General features: G+C 47.5%; 16 protein-coding genes and 2 riboswitches. Of the genes, 10 read left to right on the top strand and 6 right to left on the bottom strand.

Annotated features, from left to right (window positions below; all coding sequences use genetic code 11):
• Positions 1 to 20: 20 nt before the first annotated feature.
• The 4 genes from ACWJJ5_RS04000 to pepT all read right to left on the bottom strand — a co-directional run bounded on the left by ACWJJ5_RS04000 (position 21) and on the right by pepT (position 3,961).
• Positions 21 to 1,157, bottom strand: coding sequence for a 5-methyltetrahydropteroyltriglutamate--homocysteine S-methyltransferase (locus ACWJJ5_RS04000; RefSeq protein WP_265210199.1), 1,137 nt, complete (start codon positions 1,155 to 1,157; stop codon positions 21 to 23).
• A gap of 77 nt (positions 1,158 to 1,234) precedes the next feature.
• Positions 1,235 to 1,321, bottom strand: a riboswitch (SAM riboswitch).
• An 84-nt stretch (positions 1,322 to 1,405) separates the two neighbouring features.
• Positions 1,406 to 1,882: an LURP-one-related/scramblase family protein gene (locus ACWJJ5_RS03995; RefSeq protein ID WP_044052789.1), complete on the bottom strand. Its 477-nt coding sequence runs from the start codon at positions 1,880 to 1,882 to the stop codon at positions 1,406 to 1,408.
• Positions 1,883 to 1,984: 102 nt separating this feature from the next.
• Positions 1,985 to 2,152: a hypothetical protein gene (locus ACWJJ5_RS03990; RefSeq protein WP_003150808.1), complete on the bottom strand. Its 168-nt coding sequence runs from the start codon at positions 2,150 to 2,152 to the stop codon at positions 1,985 to 1,987.
• A 576-nt stretch (positions 2,153 to 2,728) separates the two neighbouring features.
• Complete coding sequence (pepT, locus tag ACWJJ5_RS03985) at positions 2,729 to 3,961, bottom strand: peptidase T (RefSeq protein WP_014419238.1); 1,233 nt, start codon at positions 3,959 to 3,961, stop codon at positions 2,729 to 2,731.
• Positions 3,962 to 4,171: 210 nt separating this feature from the next.
• On the opposite strand from pepT, the gene galE reads away from it, so the two are divergent.
• On the top strand, positions 4,172 to 5,188 hold the full coding sequence (galE, locus tag ACWJJ5_RS03980; protein ID WP_017418596.1) for a UDP-glucose 4-epimerase GalE: 1,017 nt from the start codon (positions 4,172 to 4,174) through the stop codon (positions 5,186 to 5,188).
• A gap of 46 nt (positions 5,189 to 5,234) precedes the next feature.
• Here the strand turns inward: galE and ACWJJ5_RS03975 are convergent, their stop codons facing one another.
• Positions 5,235 to 5,774: a DUF4352 domain-containing protein gene (locus ACWJJ5_RS03975; protein ID WP_146277428.1), complete on the bottom strand. Its 540-nt coding sequence runs from the start codon at positions 5,772 to 5,774 to the stop codon at positions 5,235 to 5,237.
• Between the two features lie 346 nt (positions 5,775 to 6,120).
• Positions 6,121 to 6,222, top strand: a riboswitch (guanidine-I (ykkC/yxkD leader).
• Positions 6,223 to 6,287: 65 nt separating this feature from the next.
• Here ACWJJ5_RS03975 and ACWJJ5_RS03970 point away from each other — a divergent pair.
• The 4 genes from ACWJJ5_RS03970 (at position 6,288) to ACWJJ5_RS03955 (ending at position 10,356) form a co-directional block, all read left to right on the top strand.
• Positions 6,288 to 7,124 carry a YitT family protein gene (locus ACWJJ5_RS03970; RefSeq protein ID WP_454022210.1) on the top strand — a complete coding sequence of 279 codons (837 nt, stop codon included), beginning with the start codon at positions 6,288 to 6,290 and terminating at the stop codon, positions 7,122 to 7,124.
• A gap of 166 nt (positions 7,125 to 7,290) precedes the next feature.
• A complete protein-coding gene (locus tag ACWJJ5_RS03965) occupies positions 7,291 to 8,184 on the top strand; it encodes a PucR family transcriptional regulator (RefSeq protein WP_109567551.1) in 894 nt (297 codons plus the stop codon).
• Positions 8,185 to 8,301: 117 nt separating this feature from the next.
• Positions 8,302 to 9,402 carry an ABC transporter ATP-binding protein gene (locus tag ACWJJ5_RS03960; RefSeq protein WP_014306096.1) on the top strand — a complete coding sequence of 367 codons (1,101 nt, stop codon included), beginning with the start codon at positions 8,302 to 8,304 and terminating at the stop codon, positions 9,400 to 9,402.
• A gap of 99 nt (positions 9,403 to 9,501) precedes the next feature.
• The gene (locus tag ACWJJ5_RS03955) at positions 9,502 to 10,356 is read left to right on the top strand and encodes a polysaccharide deacetylase family protein (RefSeq protein WP_278269359.1); all 855 of its coding nucleotides are present in this window, start codon (positions 9,502 to 9,504) and stop codon (positions 10,354 to 10,356) included.
• Positions 10,357 to 10,391: 35 nt separating this feature from the next.
• Here the strand turns inward: ACWJJ5_RS03955 and ACWJJ5_RS03950 are convergent, their stop codons facing one another.
• On the bottom strand, positions 10,392 to 11,735 hold the full coding sequence (locus ACWJJ5_RS03950) for a 2-hydroxycarboxylate transporter family protein (protein ID WP_014306094.1): 1,344 nt from the start codon (positions 11,733 to 11,735) through the stop codon (positions 10,392 to 10,394).
• Positions 11,736 to 12,237: 502 nt separating this feature from the next.
• Here ACWJJ5_RS03950 and ACWJJ5_RS03945 point away from each other — a divergent pair.
• The 5 genes from ACWJJ5_RS03945 (at position 12,238) to ACWJJ5_RS03925 (ending at position 18,995) form a co-directional block, all read left to right on the top strand.
• The gene (locus ACWJJ5_RS03945; RefSeq protein ID WP_454022209.1) at positions 12,238 to 13,644 is read left to right on the top strand and encodes a cytochrome ubiquinol oxidase subunit I; all 1,407 of its coding nucleotides are present in this window, start codon (positions 12,238 to 12,240) and stop codon (positions 13,642 to 13,644) included.
• The gene (gene cydB, locus ACWJJ5_RS03940) at positions 13,628 to 14,644 is read left to right on the top strand and encodes a cytochrome d ubiquinol oxidase subunit II (protein WP_003150830.1); all 1,017 of its coding nucleotides are present in this window, start codon (positions 13,628 to 13,630) and stop codon (positions 14,642 to 14,644) included. The genes ACWJJ5_RS03945 and cydB overlap by 17 nt, the downstream gene beginning before the upstream one ends.
• Positions 14,644 to 16,347 (top strand): thiol reductant ABC exporter subunit CydD, encoded by a 1,704-nt coding sequence (cydD, locus tag ACWJJ5_RS03935; RefSeq protein ID WP_436335315.1) that lies wholly within the window; start codon positions 14,644 to 14,646, stop codon positions 16,345 to 16,347. Before cydB ends, cydD begins: the two co-directional genes overlap by 1 nt.
• A complete protein-coding gene (gene cydC / locus ACWJJ5_RS03930; RefSeq protein ID WP_039253327.1) occupies positions 16,344 to 18,074 on the top strand; it encodes a thiol reductant ABC exporter subunit CydC in 1,731 nt (576 codons plus the stop codon). Before cydD ends, cydC begins: the two co-directional genes overlap by 4 nt.
• Before the next feature lie 90 nt (positions 18,075 to 18,164).
• The gene (locus ACWJJ5_RS03925) at positions 18,165 to 18,995 is read left to right on the top strand and encodes an NAD(P)H-hydrate dehydratase (RefSeq protein WP_003150837.1); all 831 of its coding nucleotides are present in this window, start codon (positions 18,165 to 18,167) and stop codon (positions 18,993 to 18,995) included.
• Positions 18,996 to 19,008: the final 13 nt, after the last annotated feature.

The following is a 19,008-nucleotide window of genomic DNA, read 5'->3' as shown; positions in this document are numbered from 1 at the left end:
GCTGATCGCGTGTCTTTTTTTTATTTCCAGACTTCACCGGCAATGCTGACGACATGATGAAGTTTCGCCCATTGCTGTTCTTCTGTGATCAGGTTTCCTTCCTCAGTGGAGGCGAATCCGCATTGCGGGCTGAGGCAAAGCTGATCCAGGCTGACATATTGTGAAGCTTCTTCAATCCGGCGTTTAATCGCGTCCTTGTCTTCAAGTTCGCCATGTTTTGATGTAATCAATCCAAGCACAAGCTGAAGATCAGAGCGTTTGACATAGCGGAGCGGTTCAAAGCCGCCGGAGCGGGAATCATCATATTCCAGGAACAATCCGTCAAGGTCAAGCCCGTCAAAAATCGTTTCAGCCGCTGCATCATAGCCGCCTTCAGCCGTCCATGTGGATTGGAAGTTGCCGCGGCAGATATGCATCGTAACCTTCAGATCGTCAGGGCGGTCCTTGATCGCGTCATTAATGGAAGCGGCAAACAGCTTGCGCAGCTCATCCGGCGTTGTGCCGAAATCTTCAATCTGACGAAGCCCCGCTTCCGATAAGAAAACGGCCCATGCGGTGTCATCAAGCTGAAGGTAGCGGCACCCGGCGTCATAGAAAGCCTGAATCGCTTTTTTATACGCTTTTGACACATCGTGCTGAAATTGTTTGTAATCATTCTGGTAGGCCGCTTTTTCCAATTTTCCGCGGAAAAACAGCATATTCGGACTTGGGATGGTCATTTTCGGAACAGCATCGCCGGCAATGCTGTGCAGGAATTTATAATCTTCGAGCATCGGATGCTGAGAAAAATCAATATCTCCCGTTACTTTAATGCCGCGCGCTTTCGTCTGTACGTTGTGAAACTGAATGCCGCTTTCAGGCGTAAATGCCTCAACCCCGTCTAAATTTTCGAGAAAATCAAAATGCCACCAGGCACGGCGGAATTCGCCGTCAGTCACGACATTGAGGCCGGTTTCTTTCTGCTTTTCCACGCTGCGGATGATTTCTCTGTTTTCGATTTCGCGCAGCTGTTCTGCCGAAATCTCACCCGCCGCTCTTTGCAGGCGGGCTTGCTTCACAGCCGCCGGCCGCAGCAGGCTTCCGACCTGATCCGCGCGAAACGGCGGGTTTTTTCTTAGAAGAGTATGCAATGGTTGTTCTGTGTTTTGCTGTGACATGAACGATTCCTTCTTTCCTGATGAAATATAAAAAACTCTTCCCTCGGATAGGGAAGAGCTTGCGTCCGCAAATCTCAACCTTATCTTCAGGATTTAGCACCATTCTGCTGAACAGCGGTTGCCGGGTATCATAGGGCCAGTCCCTCCACCTCTCTTGATAAGGAAATATGCTATTTTTCAGAATAAACTGTAATACTCTTAATCTTAGTATGTTTTCTCATATTGTCAATATATTTCGATAAATATTTTTATTTGTCACCCTCAAATAGAATCATATCTATCACGATGGCGATCGCAAGACAAAGAGCAATATCCTCTTCCTTTTCAATCTGCAAATGATAGGAATCGCCCCAGCTCATCCATGATTTGGTGACGGTCATCCGGTTTGATTTTCCGTCTGTCACTTGAAAGTTCCGGCCCCACACATCGCCGGTAAGATCCCAGCCGAGTCCGGAAATTTCAAATTTCGGTTTGAAAAACGTGACTTTCTTGATGACTTGGCAGACGGGTTTGCCGCTGACGGAAATCTCGTAACGGGGAACGAGCGACATCAGTTTCTGATTGACGCTGGCGAGCGTGCGGCCGTCCAAATCAGTCAGCTTCAGTTCATCACCGAATGAAAACAGCTTTCCTTCAACATTGTAGACTTCTTTTCCGCTTTCAAGAAACACTTGAAAACGATTCTTAAACGTAAACATTCGCTCTTTGATGTAAAAATGGTACATAAAAAAACTCCTTTTTTATGTTGTACGAAAAAAGGAGGCGGAAGGTTTCATATCGGCCGGGTGCATAAAAAAAGGCTGCCGATTTTGCGGCAGCTGTCGTTTTTATGATAGCGGCATCCGGCGTTTTTGACGGATCGCATTTAAATCAATGATGTTATTCGTGTCGGCAGCTGTCACCAGCGGGCTTGTCTTTGGCGTTTTCCGGCGGTTGTCCTTACTGAAAGAGAAAACAAGATACCCTGTCAAAGCAGCGAAAATAAGTAGCATCATTTTACATACCTCCCAAAAAAAGTTTTGGTATTATTATTGTACGAAAAAACAAACGAAAAGTATTCAAACAATTGTCACTTTTTTAAAAAATAACGTCATTTTCCGTAAAAATGACTATGGGTTGAAGAAATTTTTCTCTTGTTGTGGTTCTATAGATTGTATCGGATGATGAATGATGAACGTTTATATAACTTTTTCACTATTTTTTGTAAGTGTCTAATTAACTACTTAAGTGTTTTCGTTTGCCTTGTGTTATTCAGTACCCTAAAAAACCGTATGATATGCAAAATAACTGCTTCTAACAGATGACTGCGAGTTGACAGCGCTTTCTTTATTTTTTTAACGAAAACGAGATGTTATCTTAAAAAAATCGTTTGAACATTTTCCGCAGTTTTTTAAAAGGATTTGATTTCGTCTCCAGAACACGCGGGTCTTTTAAGGTTTTTTTCAATTCTTTCGCTACAGTCCCTCTTGCCATAGTCTTCACTCCTTCTTTCCATTTCATACCTTATATACGGAAAGAAAGAAGGAAAGGTTTCATGTGAAAGAAAAAAACCAAAGCAGGGGGCTTTGGTTTTAAGCGCGCTCTTCAAAGAGCCTGGCGATTTCAACAATGACGTTTACCGCCTTTTCCATATGATCGACGGAAATGTATTCATATTTTCCGTGGAAGTTTTGGCCGCCCGTGAAAATGTTCGGTGTCGGCAGTCCCATGTAAGAGAGCTGTGAGCCGTCGGTTCCGCCCCGGATCGGTTCGATAATCGGTTCGATGTCGAGGTTTTTCATGGCTTGATACGCGACATCGACTATCTCTTTGACCGGTTCGATTTTTTCTCTCATGTTGTAATATTGATCACGCAGTTCAAGCTTGATGCTTTCCTTGCCGTATTTGGCCGCTAGCGCATCGGCGGTTTTCTGCATATATTCTTTTCGTTCTGCAAAGCGGTCTCTGTCAAAGTCTCTGATGATGTACGACAGGGCGGCTTCAGAAACGTCTCCGTTCATGGAAAGTAAATGATAGAAGCCTTCATACCCTTCCGTATATTCCGGCGCTTCTTCTTTCGGCAGCGCGTGATGAAATTCCATCGCGATTTTTGAAGCGTTGACCATTTTGTTTTTCGCCGTCCCCGGGTGGACGCTTTTTCCGTAACAAGTAAGCTTTGCGGCGGCTGCGTTAAAGCTTTCATATTGCAGTTCGCCGAGGGGGCCTCCGTCTATCGTGTAGGCGAATGCGGCGTTGAAGCGGCCGACATCGAATTTGTGAGGGCCTCTGCCGATTTCTTCATCGGGCGTGAACGCGACCCGGATCGTTCCGTGTTTGATGTCCGGATGTTTGATCAAGTACGCCATTGCCGTCATGATTTCGGCAATGCCCGCTTTGTTGTCGGCTCCGAGCAGCGTCGTGCCGTCTGTTGTAATCAGCGTCTGGCCTTTATAGCGGGAAAGCTCCGGGAATTGCTCGGGCGACAGGACGACATTGAGTTTGTCATTCAGAACGATATCATGGCCGTCGTAGCTTTCAATAATCTGAGGATTCACATTTTTCCCGGTAAAATCGGTCGCGGTGTCCACGTGAGCCAGAAAACCGACAGTCGGCACGTCTTTATCCGTATTCGCCGGCAGAGTCGCCATGACGTACCCGTTGTCATCGACTGTAATTTCTGTCATGCCGATCGACTTTAATTCATCTGCCAGCATGTTGGCCAATGTCAGCTGGCCGGGGGTTGAAGGGCAGTTTTCATTGTTTTCGTCAGACTGTGTATCGACTTTTACGTAAGAGGTAAAGCGTTCAATGATTTCATTTTTCATACCGTCATCTCCTTTGTCTTATCTTACCATGCGCGGGGGAGGGATTTCTATTTCACAACCCGTTTGAATCGAGGGCTCTGTTTTTTACGCGAATGAAAATAAATTATGAAGAAACGATGACTAAACGATTAAACTTTTTGGAAATGGATGATTGAGGAAGAAAAAACCGATATAATATGGTCAATTCATTCAATAGGGGAGGCTTTCTTCATGGCGATTTTAGTGACAGGCGGAGCGGGTTATATCGGCAGCCACACATGTGTCGAGCTGTTAAACGGCGGCTATGACATCGTGGTTCTGGATAATCTGTCAAACAGTTCACCGGAAGCATTGGAGCGTGTGAAAGACATTACCGGAAAAGGGCTTGTGTTTTATGAAGCGGATCTCCTTGACCGTGACGCCGTTCACCGGGTGTTTGCTGAAAATGAGATTGAAGCCGTCATTCATTTTGCGGGATTAAAAGCCGTCGGTGAGTCTGTGGCTGTTCCGCTCCGTTATTATCATAATAATCTGACGGGAACGTTTATTTTATGTGAAGCCATGCAGGCACACGGTGTGAAAAAAATCGTCTTCAGTTCTTCAGCGACGGTTTACGGCGTTCCGGAAACAACGCCGATCACTGAGGATTTTCCTTTAAGCGCCACCAATCCTTACGGGCAGACAAAGCTGATGCTGGAACAGATTTTACGCGATCTGCATAATGCGGACTCTGAATGGAGCATTGCGCTGCTCCGCTACTTTAATCCGTTCGGCGCGCACCCGAGCGGCCGGATCGGAGAAGACCCGAACGGCATCCCGAATAATTTAATGCCGTACGTCGCACAAGTCGCTGTCGGCAAGCTTGAGCGATTGCAGGTGTTCGGCAATGATTATCCGACAAAGGATGGCACCGGCGTGCGGGATTACATCCATGTCGTTGACCTTGCCGAGGGCCATGTCAGAGCGCTCGAAAAGGTGCTGAACACAACGGGCGCCGACGCCTATAATCTCGGCACGGGAAGAGGCTACAGCGTTCTGGAGATGGTCAAGGCGTTTGAAAAAGTATCGGGAAAAGAAGTGCCGTACCGTTTTGCCGACCGGCGCCCGGGAGACATCGCCGCATGCTTCGCAGACCCGGCAAAAGCGAAGGCTGAATTAGGCTGGGAAGCAAAGCGCGGGCTTGAAGAAATGTGCGCCGACTCTTGGAAGTGGCAGTCCTCCAATGTGAACGGGTACCAAAAGGCGTAAAAAGAAAGAGACCTTCAAATGATGAAGGTCTCTTTTGTTATGATGATTATTTAATTTTCACTTCAACATCGTTGCTGAACTTTAATTTCCAAGTGCCTTTAGAGTATGCGTCTTTATCAACTTCAAAAGCTTTTACGTCAGTCACTTTAATGTTCGGGTTCAAGTCACTTAAAATTTTACTGTTGTCTACTTTTGTTTCTGTTGCATAGCTTGAAGAAGCATCAATATCTGAATCATAAGATGTTCCTTTAGAATCTACTAATTTCGCTCTTGGAATGGAGAAAGAGCTTAACGGCTTGTTTGAAACATTTTTAACCGTGTATTGAACAGCTACGATAACGCCGCCGTCAGACGCTTTTTTCTCGACAAATTGAGAGCCTACTGAATCCCTTTTTTCCACTTTGGTAACAGTAACTTCAGTTTTCTCAGTCTTAACAGTGTCACCGATGTTATACAGTTTTTCTTTAGATTCCGCAGCTTTTGAAGACGCAGTTTTAGATGATGAAGAATCGCCTCCGCCGCCGATGTTTACGAGAATGATAATAACCACCACTGCCAGAAGCAATGTGATGATTTTATGTCTCATGAAAAAGTTTCTCTGATCTTTACCGCAGTTTGGGCATTTTTTAACGCCTTTAGCGATTTCTTTGCCGCATGCCTTACAAGACACCAGGTTGCCTGCCATAATATTTCCTCCTATGTAAACTATTTCTTAAAAACTACATACTATAATGCCTGTAAAATAACCTATAGTCAATAATATTTTGAGAAAAAAAGTATTTTAATGATTTTTTAGTCATGTATTTTAAGGTCCTTTTTAGTATCGGCAGATCGTTCGCATTTTCCATAGGTTTATTGAAAAAAGAGTGGTTGAACATGTTCGTGATTTCCCGTATAATCTTGAAAGATAATATAAAAACTGAACATAAAAAACAGTGGTTTTCTAGGGTTCCGCAATGCTGAATTGGTCTGGACCGAGAGAAAACACACAGCAGGTTCCTGCTGTGACACGTTGGGATAAAAGCCCGGGAGTTTCTGCTCTTTTAATGAAGAGTGCTCTCCCGGGCTTTTTTGATTTTATAAAAAGGGAGTGTCTGGGATGAAAAAGAGATTGCTGGATGTGCTGATGCTGATTATTGGAGCTTTTATCTTTGCTTTGGCCGTTAATTTATTCGCCATTCCGAATGATCTTGGAGAGGGCGGGGTAACGGGAATCACCCTGATCTTGTACTATTTGTTTGAATGGTCGCCCGGGGTGACGAATATCATTTTGAACGGGATTTTATTGATGATCGGATATAAATTTTTAGACGGAAAAACAACGCTTTATACGATCATTACCGTTGTCGCCAACTCACTGTTTCTGCATCTGACGCATGATTGGCACTCGCCTTCACATGAACTCATTATTAATACTATTTTTGCGGGTGTGTTTGCCGGTGTCGGAATCGGGATCATTATTCGAGTCGGAGGCACGACTGCGGGTTCTGCCATTTTGGCGAGGATTGCGAACAAATATCTCGATTGGAATATCAGCTATGCGCTTTTGTTCTTTGATCTGATTGTCGTCTTCAGTTCTTATTTCATCATCGGTACGGAAAAAATGATGTTTACCATTGTTATGCTGTACATCGGAACGAAGGTGATGGACTTTATCATTGAAGGCCTGAATACGAAAAAAGCGGTGACGATTATATCTGAGCATAAGCACGAAATCGCCGAACAGGTCAACACGCTGATGGACAGAGGGGTTACGCTGCTGTCGGGTAAAGGAAATTACACGGGGCAGTCGAAGGAAATTTTATATATCGTCATCCAGAAACAAGAGCTTTCCATGCTCAAAAAAATTATTAAAAGCTGTGATACAAAAGCGTTTGTCATTGTTCATGATGTGCGTGACGTCTTTGGGGAAGGCTTCGTCGATATCTCTAAATAAAAAGGATCCCTCTGCCGGCGCGGAGGGTTTTTTTCTTATGCCGGCAGAAGCGGTTATGATTCGTTTCCCGGGAAATAGCCTGAAAGCTGTTTCTTAAAACGAAGTGGATACAATCGGCCGGACGTTTTATACTGAAAATATGATAGAGCGATAGAAAGGAGCGCATATGAACCCGTTATTGGCAATTTACCCGAGGGCTGTGTTGTCTGATACGTGCTGTACGGCGGAGGATGTCTTTTGCTTTTATGATGAGAAAAGGCGGGTCTATGTCGCCATTCCGAAGGAGGATATTGCCCCGAAGGAGAAACTGCTTCTGGAATCATTTTTGACGCCCGCTGAAGAAAAAGGCGTTTTTTTTCCGGAGACGGCGGCAGCAAAGAGGTGGCGGCGTTTTCTGCTGGAAGAAGGTCCGGTGCCTGATGTCAAGGAGCCGCGTGTCCGTTTTATCCATTATGACTTATTGGGAGAACGGGACTGGGGGGCATTTACGGAAGCGCTGCGCCATTTCTGGCCGGTTTCATATACAGTTGTCCGGACGGGGAGGGATCATGGCGTGATTGTGGAGGAAGAAAAGCTGGAAGCGCCAGATTCGGATGACATCGCATCTTTTGTGAAGATTCTTGAAGGCGATTTTTATTTCAGTGTCCGTTTTTTCGTCGGAAGGTATTACTGCAAGGGGGAACGTCTGCGCCTTCATTATCAGAGAGAACAGCAATATTGTCAGATCGGCCGGCGTCATCTCCCGCAGCTGAGCACGCTGACCGCGGAAACGGTATTTCCGGCCATGCTCACGGAGGAAAGCAGAGAAAAGCTCTCAGCCTTGCTTCACGAAGAAGCGGCGCTGCTGTTTCAGAAAGAACCGGAGCTGAAGCATACGATTCAGACTTTTATTGAACATAACTCGAACATGTCGCTCACATCGAAAAAACTGCATTTGCACCGCAACAGTCTTCAATATCGGATTGATAAATTTGCGGAACGCTCAGGTATTGATATTAAGACATATCGGGGCGCCCTGCTGGCTTATTTCATTTGTCTGCAATATGAAAAATCACATTAAATGGGAAATGTGCACGAAGGCAGCGGACTTTTTTTATGAACATTGCCTATATCCGCCGCCGTCTGACGCTGTTACAATCCTATTTAAGAAAGCGTTTACAAATAAAGGGGGATATACATGGCGGAACTTCGGCTCGAGCATATTTATAAGTATTACGATCAAAAAGAAGCGGCTGTCGATGATTTTAACCTTCATATTAAAGATAAAGAGTTTATCGTGTTTGTCGGTCCGTCGGGGTGCGGCAAGTCGACAACTTTGCGGATGGTAGCCGGGCTGGAAGACATTACGAAGGGCGATTTCTATATCGGTGACACGAGAGTGAATGACATCGCTCCTAAAGACAGGGATATCGCCATGGTGTTTCAAAACTATGCGTTATATCCGCACATGACGGTCTATGATAATATCGCATTCGGTCTGAAGCTGAGGAAGATGCCGAAACCGGAGATTAAAAAACGGGTCGAAGAAGCGGCGAAAATGCTGGGGCTCACAGAGTATCTGCACCGCAAACCGAAGGCGCTCTCCGGCGGGCAGCGGCAGCGGGTTGCATTAGGGCGGGCGATTGTCAGGGACGCCAAAGTGTTTTTAATGGATGAGCCGCTGTCAAATCTGGACGCAAAGCTTCGGGTGCAGATGCGGGCAGAAATTATTAAGCTCCACCAAAGGCTGCAAACAACCACAATCTATGTGACGCACGACCAAACAGAAGCACTGACGATGGCGACACGCATCGTAGTCATGAAGGACGGAAAAATTCAGCAGATCGGCACCCCGAAAGAAGTGTATGAACATCCCGAAAACGTATTTGTCGGCGGGTTCATCGGCTCCCCGGCGATGAACTTTTTCAAAGGAAAGCTGACGGACGGCGCCATTCAGATCGGTTCAGCCGCTCTCAGCGTGCCGGAAGGGAAAATGAAAATGCTCCGGGAAAAAGGGTATGCCGGCAAAGATATCATCTTCGGCATCCGCCCGGAAGACATACATGACGAGCTGATTGTGGTAGAATCCTATAAGAATTCATCCATCACAGCTAAAATCAATGTCGCGGAATTGCTCGGGTCAGAAATTATGGTTTATTCCCGGATCGGGGATCAGGATTTTATCGCCCGGATTGACGCCCGCCATGACATTCGTGCCGGTGAGGAATTGACTGTCGCTTTCGACATGAATAAGGCTCACTTTTTTGACAGTGAAACAGAAATCAGAATCCGCTCATAACGCAAAGCCGGACAGCTGGATGTCCGGCTTTTTTGATGTAACAATTTATGACGCATAACCGATATAAAAAGTAAATAGAAGACAGAAAGCAGGAAAACGATGAAACGCATGATCATGTGCATGTGCATGTGCATGTGCCTTTTGGCTGCCGTGTTTACGCTTGCCGCCTGCTCGGGCCATGAGGCAAGCGCCGAACAAAGCATTCCGAAGGCAGAAGCGCACAGCGAAAAAAAGTCCGTAAAGCGGCAAATCAAAAAAGAGCCGGATACGTCCGCCTGGGTTCAAACGAAAGGAACGGCGAGACTGCCGATTCTGATGTATCACAGCATTTCAGAGGGAAACAGCCTGCGTGTGCCGAAGGAAGAATTCCGGCAGCATATGAAGTGGCTTCATGATCACGGCTATTATACGATGACTCCTGAAGAAGCCTATCTGATGCTGACGGAGGATAAGGAGCCGCGTGAAAAATGTGTTCTGATCACATTTGATGACGGCTATACAGACAATGTGAAAGCAGCCTATCCCATTTTAAAGAAATACAAGATGAAAGCGACAATCTTTATGATCGGAAACTTTATCGGGCATAAGAATCATCTGACTGAGAAGCAGATGAAGGAGATGGCCGCCCACGGCATTTCCATTCAGAGCCATACGATGAACCATCTCGAATTGAACGGGCTCACACCGCAGCAGCAGCGACGTGAAATGAAGGACTCTAAGCGTTTATTTGATCAAATGTTCGGGCAGCGGACGACTATGATCAGCTACCCTGTCGGACGATATAATAAAGAAACATTAAAAGCCGCCGCCTCGTCAGGCTACCGTATGGCGGTCACGACAGAGCCGGGAGCGGCGTCTAGAGATCAGGGGCTTTACGGGCTTCACCGCGTCCGTGTGTCGCCGGGCATGTCCGGCGCGGCATTCGGCTCTTATATTCAAAATGTGATGAAATAACAAAGCCTCCGCATATGCGGAGGCTTTTTTTCAGTTTAATAGAATTGATGAAGCAGCAGAAGGGTGACGCTCACGGTAATCGCTCCGCCGATTCTGGTCGACACTTGGGCGAACGGCATAAGCTCAAGCCGTTCAGCGGCGCTCAAGATCGCGACGTCGCCGGTGCCGCCCTGGCCGGAATGGCAGGCATTAATAACCGCCGTCTCAATCGGGTACAGATTCAGCCATTTTCCGGTCAGAAAACCGACGGCCATCATCGTGACGACGATTGATAAAATGGTAATGATGTTGCTGATCGTAAACGCCGCAATCAGCTTGTCCCACGGTGTCATTGAAACGCCGATCGCAAATAAGAGCGGATAGGTCACGGCTGTCGAGAAAAAGCGCGAGACGCCGAAGGCTCCGTTTTCAATCGAAGCCGGCGCCAGCCTGAACAGCTTAATGAGAACGGCAAGGACGAGCATCACGACAGGAGCCGGAAGCTGAAAGAAATCATGCGCCAGCATGCCGACCAAATAGAGGGAAACCGCTAAAATACCGCCTGAAGCGAAAAAGGACAAATCAAACGTTTTATCATCGGCCGGCTGTTCCAATGCGGGAGCGGAATGATCAGACTTATCAACCTTCCCGTTGCCCGTCCATTCCGGTTTGCGTTTCCCGATGACATTCAGCAAACCCGATAACATAATGGCGCACAGGCTGCCTAGCATGATGGACGGCAGCACAAGCGCAAAGGCGTCTCCCTGGGACATCGGCATAATATCGGAGTAGCCGATGGATAAAGGAATCGCGCCTTCACCGACACCCCCCGCCATAATCGGAACGACGATATAAAGCAGCGTGTGCTGAAAGCCGAGCCCGAGCAGCGTCCCGACACATAAGCCGACGATGGCGGCCGCGATCGAACCGGCGATCAGCGGAATAAAAATCTTAACGAAAGCTTTGACGAGCGTCTCTCTTTTCATCCCGAGAATACTGCCGACGACGATACCGGCAATAAATAGATAGAGAAAGTTGGAGCTTTCCGTGAATTCTGTTGTTGAAGTAATAATGTCTTTCGGAAGCAGGTGGTAGTAGACGACAGCGGATGGAATAAAGGTTGCGAGAATCGCAGGGCCGCCGATGGACCGCACGATCGGAATGGATTTTCCGATCTGGCCGAAGGTAAATCCGAAAAAACTCATGACGGCAATTGATGTCAGAATGTCGCTTTTTACATCACGGCTCATGACAAACACCGTAATAAGCAAGAAAAGCAGGATATAGATAGGAAGAGGAATAATGCCGATTCTTATATTCATTGCTCTGGCAAACCAGTTATCAGTCCGTTCCTGTTTTTGGATTGAATCCGTTTGCAATTTTGGTTGAAGTTCTCCCATGCTTGTTCCCCCAGTCGTTATGTAGTGAAAAAATATCCCCATTTAAAGTATACTAAAAAATTTAAATTGTTCATATATTATGAATTTACTAGAGGGCATGCTTTCTTCACATTTTCTTTCTCAAAACGGCGATTTGGCGGGCTTTTTCGACGAGAAAAGCATTTTGTTCGCCACACGAATAAAAAAGAGGTACGATAACAAAGGGACAAATATCCTAGGTGCTGACATAAAATCTCTACAAATCCGACAATAATCAGTCACAATTTCAGCCTGATTTTAGGTATATTGATCTTTTTTTTTGGGCTGAATCGTTGTAAAGTAATGATATTGAATCATTTCTATGACAGCCGCTGACCCCCAGGGTGTACAGGCTGATATTTCAATAGTTTTGACGAATTTGTGAAACATTGAGCAAATATATCATTTTTTGTGAAATACCGAGCAATGATTCCGCTATGTTTGTGAAATGTTGAGCAATTTACCAGATTGGAGGAAAAACATCATGAGTGAGTTGGTATTAGCCCGCATTCAATTTGCATCTACAACATTGTTTCACTTCTTGTTTGTGCCTATGTCTATCGGGCTTGTGTTTATGGTTGCTTTGATGGAGACGCTTTATGTTGTCAAAAAACAAGAGACCTATCTCAAAATGGCTAAATTTTGGGGGCATCTCTTTTTAATTAACTTTGCTGTCGGCGTCGTCACAGGGATTCTTCAGGAATTCCAGTTCGGATTGAACTGGTCTGATTATTCCCGTTTTGTCGGGGACGTATTTGGGGCTCCGCTTGCAATTGAAGCGCTTTTGGCGTTTTTTATGGAGTCTATTTTTATCGGATTATGGATTTTCGGCTGGGACCGTTTATCTAAAAAAGTGCATTTGCTTTGCATTTGGCTTGTATCCTTCGGAACGATTATGTCATCTTTCTGGATTTTGACGGCAAACTCATTCATGCAGGAGCCGGTAGGCTTTACGATTAAAAACGGCCGCGCGGAAATGAATGACTTCGGAGCGCTTTTGACAAACCCTCAGCTTTGGGTTGAATTCCCTCACGTCATTTTCGGAGCGCTTGCGACGGGGGCTTTCTTTATCGCCGGTGTCAGCGCATTTAAATTATTGAAGAAAAAAGAAGTGCCTTTCTTCCATAAATCTTTTAAGCTTTCGATGATTGTCGGTCTGATCGCCGGTATCGGTGTTGCGTTCAGCGGACACATGCAGGCTGAACATTTAATGGAATCGCAGCCGATGAAAATGGCCGCCAGTGAAGCGCTTTGGGATGACAGCGGTGATCCTGCCGCGTGGACGGCTTTTGCGAATATTGATACGAATAAAGAAAAAAACACATCAGAAATTTCAATTCCTTACGCACTGAGCTACTTGGCTTACCAGAAGTTCAGCGGCAGTGTGAAAGGGATGAAAACACTTCAAAAAGAATATGAAAAAACGTACGGAAAAGGCGACTATATCCCGCCTGTCAAAACGACGTTCTGGAGTTTCCGCATTATGGCGGGAGCGGGCGCGCTTATGATTTTTGCCGCGATTGCAGGCTTTATTCTGAACCGCCGCAAAAAGCTTCATACGAGCAAGTGGTATTTACGGGGCATGATCGCACTGATCGCATTCCCGTTCATTGCGAACTCTGCCGGATGGATTATGACTGAAATCGGCCGCCAGCCGTGGACGGTTATGGGGCAAATGACAACCGCACAATCCGTTTCGCCTAACGTAACGACGGGATCTCTGCTGTTTTCAATTATCGGTTTCGGCGTCATGTACTTGATTTTAGGCTCGCTGCTTGTCTTCCTATTCGTTCGTGAAATTAAAAAAGGTGCGGACCATGATGATCACAAGGATGTTCCTGTATCAACGGATCCGTTCAGTCAGGAGGTCTACCATGGGGTCACTTCATGATCTTTGGTTTGTACTCGTTTCAGTTTTGTTTGTCGGATTTTTCTTTTTAGAAGGTTTTGATTTCGGTGTCGGCATTTCGACCCGATTTCTTGGCCATAATGAATTAGAACGCAGAGTGCTGATTAACACCATCGGCCCGTTCTGGGATGCGAATGAGGTATGGCTGCTGACAGGTACGGGAGCGATCTTCGCGGCATTCCCGAACTGGTATGCGACGATGCTGAGCGGATATTATATTCCGTTTATCATCATCCTTCTTGCTTTAATGGGCCGCGGGGTGGCGTTTGAATTCCGCGGAAAAGTGAATCATTTAAAATGGGTCAAAACATGGGACTGGGTGATTTTCTTCGGCAGCCTTATCCCGCCGTTTGTATTCGGCCTGATCTTCACAAGCTTGTTCCGCGGCATGCCGATTGACGGCCATATGAATATGCATGCGGGTTTCTCAGATATTGTGAACGTGTATTCCGTCCTTGGCGGAGCAGCCGTCACCCTTCTTTCATTCCTGCACGGTTTAATGTTTGTCACACTGCGCACGATCGGTGATTTACAAGAGCGTGCGAGAAAAATGGCAAAACGCGTAATCGGTGTTATCTTTCTTGTTGTACTTGCTTTCTTTGCGATGTCTGCATACGATACGGATATGTTTACACGCCGGGCAAACATCACGATTCCGGTATTCGTGCTGATTGTCATCTGCAACGTTCTTGCTGTTGTGTTCATGAGCAAGAAAAAAGACGGCTGGGCATTCGGTATGACCGGCGCGGGTCTTGCTTTGACAGTTGCGATGATTTTTATCTCTCTGTTCCCGCGCGTCATGGTCAGCTCGCTGAAAAGCGCGTATGACTTAACAGTAGCTAACGCGTCATCCGGTGATTATTCACTTAAAGTCATGACAATTGCCGCACTGACTCTGCTGCCGTTTGTCATCGGCAGTCAGATCTGGAGCTATTATGTCTTCCGGAAACGCGTCAGCCATAAGGAGCCTATGACTTATTAATGGGAAAAGACCTGTTTCTTTATAAAGGAATGAAGCGGATTCTTGCGATCATTACGGGATTAACGATTATACAAACGGCCGCCATCATCTTGCAGGCGGAATGGCTGAGCCAGGCGGTAACCGGATTATTTAACGGGAAGCGGATTGCTTCTCTTTATCCGGTTATCGGCTTTTTCCTGCTTGCGTTTTTGGTCCGGCATGCGGTGACCGCAGTCCGGCAGAAAATCGTATACCAATATGCCGCGCAAACCGGCGCAGACTTAAGAAAAAGATTTCTTGAGCAATTGTTCCGTCTCGGCCCCCGCTTTGCGAAAAAAGAGGGGACAGGCCGGATGGTGACGCTGGCGATGGAAGGCATCAGCCAGTTCCGCCGTTATTTAGAGCTGTTTCTGCCGAAAATGGTCAGCATGGCGATTGTGCCGGCGGCCGTTGTTATTTACGTGTTTTTTCAGGATAAAACATCGGCTTTGATTCTGATTCTTGCGCTTCCGATTTTGATTGTATTTATGATCCTGCTCGGACTTGTCGCACAGAAAAAAGCCGATCGCCAATGGAAGTCCTATCAGACGCTTTCCAATCATTTCGTGGATTCGCTCCGCGGACTGGAGACATTGCGGTTTTTAGGATTAAGCAAATCACACAGCAAAAACATCTTTCATGTCAGTGAGAGATACCGCAAGGCGACGATGAGCACGCTCCGGGTCGCGTTTTTATCATCATTCGCCCTGGATTTCTTTACGATGCTGTCGGTGGCGACAGTGGCGGTGTTTCTCGGCCTGCGGCTGATAGACGGACAAATTCTGCTCGGTCCGGCATTGACAGCGCTGATTCTCGCGCCTGAATATTTTCTCCCGGTCCGCGAAGTGGGAAATGATTACCACGCGACGTTAAACGGGCAGGAGGCGGGGAAAACCATTCAAGCGATTTTGGCGCAGCCCGGTTTTAAAGAAGAAAAGCCGCTCGAACTTGATACGTGGACTGACGGGGATGAATTACAGCTTGCGCGTTTGTCCGTCCGAGAATCGATGTCTGAATTTCATCTGTCCTTTAAAGGGAAGAAGAAAATCGGGATTATCGGGGAAAGCGGTGCGGGAAAATCGACACTCATTGATGTGCTGGGCGGCTTTTTAGAGCCTGCGTCCGGTGAGATCAAGGTAAACGGTGAATCCCGCTCGCATCTGCAGTCGGACGGCTGGCAGAAGCAGCTGCTTTATATTCCGCAGCATCCGTACATTTTTGATGACACGCTTATGAATAATATCCGGTTTTATCATCCTGATGCTTCCCGTGAGGAAACGGCGCGCGCTGCTGATTCAGCGGGTCTTTCCGGACTGATCCGCGATCTGCCCGGCGGCCTTGACGGCCGGATCGGCGAGGGCGGAAGGGCGCTCAGCGGAGGGCAGGCTCAGCGTGTCGCGCTGGCCAGAGCCTTTTTAGGAAACCGGCCGATTCTCCTTTTGGATGAGCCGACCGCTCACCTTGATATTGAAATAGAATATGAAATAAAAGAAACGATGAAAGACCTGTTTGAAAACAAACTTGTCTTTCTGGCCACTCACCGTCTTCATTGGATGCTTGAGATGGATGAAATTATCGTGCTTGATGACGGCGCGGTGGCGGAAATCGGCACCCACGACGAATTGATGGCGAAACAAGGCGTATACGCCAAACTTGTAAAGGCGCAACTGGGGGAAAGAACATGAGAAAAGAAGAATGGATTCTGCCGTATATGAAGCAAAATGCCCGTTTGTTTGTTCTTGTGATTTTTTTAGGCGCGGTGACGATTTTTTCGGCGGCCTTTCTCATGTTCACTTCCGGTTTTTTGATCTCTAAGTCGGCGACAAGGCCTGAGAATATCCTGCTGGTGTACGTTCCGATTGTGGCCGTGCGGACGTTCGGGATTGCCCGTTCAGTCTCACGGTATGCCGAGCGTCTGACGGGGCACCATATCATTTTGAAAATCGTGTCCGACATGAGGGTGCGGCTTTACAATATGCTGGAGCCGGCCTCGCTCATGCTTTCATCCCGTTTTCGGACGGGCGACATGCTCGGCATTTTGGCTGAGGATATTGAGCATTTGCAGGATGCGTTTTTAAAAACGATTTTCCCGGCGGTTTCCGCTTTGCTGCTGTATGCGGCATCCGTTATCGGACTCGGTTTTTTTTCCTGGCCGTTTGCCGCTTTTGCGGCGATTTACCTGTTTATATTGGTTGTATTGTTTCCGGTTGTGTCGCTTCTTGTGACGAGAGCGAAAAACATGAGGCTGAAAAGCGGCCGGAATACGCTCTACAGCCGGCTGACAGATGCCGTGCTCGGCGTGAGCGACTGGATGTTCTCGGGACGACAGGCGGCCTTTATTTCCTCTTATGAAGAGAAAGAGAAGGCATGGTTTGACCTTGAAAGCAAACGTCAGCGGTTTACGAGATGGCGTGATCTCGCCGCGCAATGCCTTGTCGGCGGCTTCATATTGATCATGCTGTTCTGGACGGCGGGTCAGTATGCGGACGGCAGCATCGCCAACACGATGATCGCGGCCTTTGTGCTTGTCGTATTTCCATTGACGGAGGCGTTTCTGCCCCTTTCGGATGCGCTGACGGAAGTGCCTTCTTATCAGGATTCCATCAAAAGAATGAGTAAGGCGGCTCCGGAGCTGCGAAGTCGTGAGGTGAAGCAGACCGATGAGAAACTGGATGTATCTGATGTGACACTTACATTTGATAACGTGACGTTTTCTTATGATCAGCACAGTCATGTGCTTGACCGTTTTTCCTTCACTCTCCGCCAGGGGGAAAAAATGGCGCTGCTCGGCAGGAGCGGCTCCGGTAAGTCGACCTCTCTCGCTTTAATTGAAGGCGCCTTAGTTCCCGATTCGGGCAAGGTGATGCTGAACGGGCTGGAAACTGCGGCCGTGCAGGAGCAGATTTCTTCAGCGGTGGCCGTTTTGAATCAGAAACCTCATCTCTTTAACACGAGCATTATGAACAATATCCGGCTCGGAAACGGCAAGGCGAGTGATGAAGATGTTAAGCGTGCGGCTCGGCAAGTGAAGCTGCATGATTATATTGAATCACTGCCTGACGGATATGAAACGTCCGTGCAGGAGACGGGGATTCGTTTCTCAGGCGGGGAACGGCAGCGGATCGCGCTTGCCCGTATTCTGCTCCAAGACACGCCGGTCATTATCCTTGATGAACCGACGGTCGGCCTTGATGCGGTCACTGAACGTGAATTGCTTGATACGATTTTTGATGTTTTTAAAGAGAAAACGATCCTCTGGATTACACACCATTTAGCGGGTGTGGAAACAGCTGATAAAATCGTCTTTTTAGAAAATGGAAAAGCAGAAATGGAAGGAACCCATCAAGAGCTGCTTGCAGAAAACGAAAGGTACCGGAAGCTTTACCGTCTTGATGTTCCGATCAGAACATAAACAGCCGCAAACGAGCGGCTGTTTTTTTGTGCGGTTTAAAATCTCTTCTTGTTTGGAATATAAATAGGAGACAGAAGAGGAGGTACAGAGATGAATATAATGGATTGGACGGAACAGGATGTGAAAGATACGCTGCCGAAACGGGAGGCGGACAGCCATAAAGGAACGTTCGGGACGGCGTTATTGCTGGCCGGGAGCGATGACATGCCGGGAGCCGCCCTTCTGGCCGGATTGGGTGCGATGAGAAGCGGTGTCGGCAAGCTCGTCATCGGTACATCGGCAGGCGTCATTCCGCTTATCGTCCCGGTGCTGCCGGAAGCCACGTACTGGCGGGACGGGTGGAAAAAAGCCGCGGCGGGCCAGCCCGGGGAAACCATCCGGGCCGCTGCCATCGGGCCGGGCCTTCCCCAAACAGACGAAGTGCAGCAGGCGGCTGATCAGCTGCTTTCTGGCGATTATCCCGTCATACTGGATGCGGGCGCCATTACGAAAAGAACCTATCCGAAGAGGAAAGCTCCCGTGATCTTGACGCCTCATCCCGGCGAATTTTCCAGAATGACAGGCCTTCCGATTCAAGAGATTCAGCAGAACAGAGCGGAATATGCCGCGGAATGGGCGGAGCGGCTTCATGTCACGATTGTCCTGAAAGGAAACGAAACCATTATCGCTTTTCCCGACGGGGAATGCCGCAGGAATACAACCGGAAACGGCGCGCTTGCAAAAGGCGGGACCGGCGACACGCTGACGGGAATGATTCTCGGCATGCTGTGCTGTCATCAAGACCCGAAGCATGCCGTATTGAACGCCGTCCGCCTTCACGGCGAATGTGCGGAATTATGGACGAAAGAGCGCTCCGCCCATACCTTATTGGCGCACGAACTTTCTGAACTGCTGCCGCGTGTATGGAAGGAATATGAATAAAGAAAAGGCGTCT

The organism is Bacillus sp. JK74 (genome assembly GCF_053663395.1).
This window is presented reverse-complemented; position numbering and strand designations above follow the sequence as displayed.

What these genes read in the sequence shown, in the direction of transcription:
- ACWJJ5_RS04000 (WP_265210199.1), bottom strand. Translation starts at nt 1,157, where the DNA reads ATGTCACAGCAAAACACAGAACAACCATTGCATACTCTTCTAAGAAAA.
- ACWJJ5_RS03995 (WP_044052789.1), bottom strand. Translation starts at nt 1,882, where the DNA reads ATGTACCATTTTTACATCAAAGAGCGAATGTTTACGTTTAAGAATCGT.
- ACWJJ5_RS03990 (WP_003150808.1), bottom strand. Translation starts at nt 2,152, where the DNA reads ATGATGCTACTTATTTTCGCTGCTTTGACAGGGTATCTTGTTTTCTCT.
- pepT (WP_014419238.1), bottom strand. Translation starts at nt 3,961, where the DNA reads ATGAAAAATGAAATCATTGAACGCTTTACCTCTTACGTAAAAGTCGAT.
- galE (WP_017418596.1), top strand. Translation starts at nt 4,172, where the DNA reads ATGGCGATTTTAGTGACAGGCGGAGCGGGTTATATCGGCAGCCACACA.
- ACWJJ5_RS03975 (WP_146277428.1), bottom strand. Translation starts at nt 5,774, where the DNA reads ATGAGACATAAAATCATCACATTGCTTCTGGCAGTGGTGGTTATTATC.
- ACWJJ5_RS03970 (WP_454022210.1), top strand. Translation starts at nt 6,288, where the DNA reads ATGAAAAAGAGATTGCTGGATGTGCTGATGCTGATTATTGGAGCTTTT.
- ACWJJ5_RS03965 (WP_109567551.1), top strand. Translation starts at nt 7,291, where the DNA reads ATGAACCCGTTATTGGCAATTTACCCGAGGGCTGTGTTGTCTGATACG.
- ACWJJ5_RS03960 (WP_014306096.1), top strand. Translation starts at nt 8,302, where the DNA reads ATGGCGGAACTTCGGCTCGAGCATATTTATAAGTATTACGATCAAAAA.
- ACWJJ5_RS03955 (WP_278269359.1), top strand. Translation starts at nt 9,502, where the DNA reads ATGAAACGCATGATCATGTGCATGTGCATGTGCATGTGCCTTTTGGCT.
- ACWJJ5_RS03950 (WP_014306094.1), bottom strand. Translation starts at nt 11,735, where the DNA reads ATGGGAGAACTTCAACCAAAATTGCAAACGGATTCAATCCAAAAACAG.
- ACWJJ5_RS03945 (WP_454022209.1), top strand. Translation starts at nt 12,238, where the DNA reads ATGAGTGAGTTGGTATTAGCCCGCATTCAATTTGCATCTACAACATTG.
- cydB (WP_003150830.1), top strand. Translation starts at nt 13,628, where the DNA reads ATGGGGTCACTTCATGATCTTTGGTTTGTACTCGTTTCAGTTTTGTTT.
- cydD (WP_436335315.1), top strand. Translation starts at nt 14,644, where the DNA reads ATGGGAAAAGACCTGTTTCTTTATAAAGGAATGAAGCGGATTCTTGCG.
- cydC (WP_039253327.1), top strand. Translation starts at nt 16,344, where the DNA reads ATGAGAAAAGAAGAATGGATTCTGCCGTATATGAAGCAAAATGCCCGT.
- ACWJJ5_RS03925 (WP_003150837.1), top strand. Translation starts at nt 18,165, where the DNA reads ATGAATATAATGGATTGGACGGAACAGGATGTGAAAGATACGCTGCCG.